2 protein-coding genes are annotated in these 1,894 nt (G+C 69.5%); both read right to left on the bottom strand.

Annotated elements, in window-relative coordinates; all coding sequences use genetic code 11:
• Window positions 1–974, bottom strand: a 974-nt coding sequence (locus DBR34_RS05455; protein WP_181393905.1) for a TonB-dependent receptor plug domain-containing protein, incomplete at its 3' end; no start/stop codon positions are given.
• A 289-nt stretch (window positions 975–1,263) separates the two neighbouring features.
• Window positions 1,264–1,894: methyl-accepting chemotaxis protein (locus DBR34_RS05450; protein ID WP_258223688.1), on the bottom strand; the 631-nt coding region annotated here is incomplete at its 5' end.

Genomic DNA, 1,894 nt, shown 5'->3' with positions numbered 1-1,894 from the left:
CCGCCGTAGGTCTTGTACGACTGCGGGTTGTTGTCGGCTTCGTCGTAGGCCACGCGGTCACGCGCCACGTCGGTCTTGTTGGAGCCCTTGGTGATCGCGCCCCGCAGGAACAGGGTCGAGGTGCCGTCGTAGTCGCGCGCGTGGGCCGAGGCCAGCAGCGAGAAATTGTCGGTCGGCTGCAGCAGCAGCTGGGCGCGCACGTTGCGGTCATCGAAGCCGCCCATCGCGTTCTTGCGCGGGGCCACGGTGCCGTCGGCGCTGGGGCCGGTGTAGGTGTTGTCGACGTAGTCATCGCGGTGCTGGTACAGCGCCGACACGCGGAACGAGGCGATGTCGTTGATCGCACCGCCCACGCCGCCATCGATGGCCACGCTGCCGAAGCTGCCGTAGCTGGCCTGCACGCGGCCGCTGGATTCCTGGCTCGGCTTGATGGTGTCGAACTTGACGATGCCGGCGGTGGTGTTGCGGCCGAACAGCGTGCCCTGCGGGCCGCGCAGCACTTCGATCTGGTCCACGTCGTAGACCGGGTTGGACTTCAGCACCACGTGCTCCAGCACCACGTCGTCCTGGATGATCGAGACCGGCTGCGAGGCACCCAGGTAGAAGTCGATATTGCCCAGGCCACGGATGTAGAAGCGCGGGAAGATGCGCCCGGTGGTGGTTTCGGCGTAGAAGCTGGGTACCTTGCCCGACAGCGCCAGCAGCGTGTCGTCGCCGCCGGCGGTGTAGTCACGGATCTGCTCGCCCTGGACCACGCCCACCGACACCGGCACTTCCTGCAGGTTGCGCTCGCGGTGGTCGGCGTTGACGGTGATGGTGTCCAGCGAGGTCGGCGACGCGTCCTGTGCCATCGCGGTGCCGGCCAGGCCGAACAGCGAAGCGGTGGCGCAGGCCAGCGCCAGTGCATGGCGGCGCGGCAGCGCGGTGGAATGACGGGACGGCAGCGACACGGAGGTGGTGCGGAAGGCAGGCATGCAGGGGTCTCGGGGAGTACAGATCGGGTGGCGTGGGGAACACGCGGATGAACAACATCGGCACCGCTGTCTTCACAGCGATGGGGCACGGTATTGCGTGGATGTTGCAGGCTGGTTGCAGGGCGATGCGGGGGACGGCCGTCCATCCCCTACCCTGGTCTGCTGGCTGAGCCGCCGGGAATTCTGGCGCGGATTATGCCCGCTCGGCGCAGTGGCCGGTAGGCTTGACGCTGTGCCGGATCTGGTCAGCGGCGCGCGCGGCCGGGGCTGCGCGCGCCGCTGGACGGGCTCAGGCGGCCGCCGAACGGCGTACGGCGGCAGCCGGTTCGGCCAGACGGAAGCGGCCCACGGTGTGCTGCAGGTCGGCCGCTTGCGCGTTCAACGCCCGTGCCGCGGCCGAGGCTTCTTCCACCAGCGCCGCGTTCTGCTGGGTCACCCCGTCCATCTGCACGATGCCCTGGTTGACCTGCTCGATGCCGGCGGCCTGCTCCTGGCTGGCGCTGGCGATTTCCTCGATCAACCCGCCCAGTTCGCCCACCGACGCCACCACCCGCTGCAGCGTCTGCCCGGCCTGCTGGGCCAGCTGGCTGCCTTCGGCCACCTGGGTGCTGGAGGCCTCGATCAGCCCCTTGATCTCGCGCGCGGCCTGGGCCGAACGCTGCGCCAGCGCGCGTACTTCGGAGGCGACCACAGCAAACCCGCGCCCCTCTTCCCCGGCCCGCGCCGCTTCCACCGCCGCGTTCAAGGCCAGGATGTTGGTCTGGAAAGCGATCCCGTCGATGACGGTGGTGATGTCGGCGATGCGCAGTGACGACACTTCGATGCCGGCCATGGTCTGCACCACCTGCGTTACCGCGGCGCCGCCCTGCGCGGCTACCTCGGCCGCCTCGGCGGCCAGCCGGTCGGCACGGCGGGCATGG

This window comes from Stenotrophomonas sp. HMWF003 (assembly GCF_003061285.1).
Lineage (GTDB): Bacteria > Pseudomonadota > Gammaproteobacteria > Xanthomonadales > Xanthomonadaceae > Stenotrophomonas > Stenotrophomonas maltophilia_AP.
This window is presented reverse-complemented; position numbering and strand designations above follow the sequence as displayed.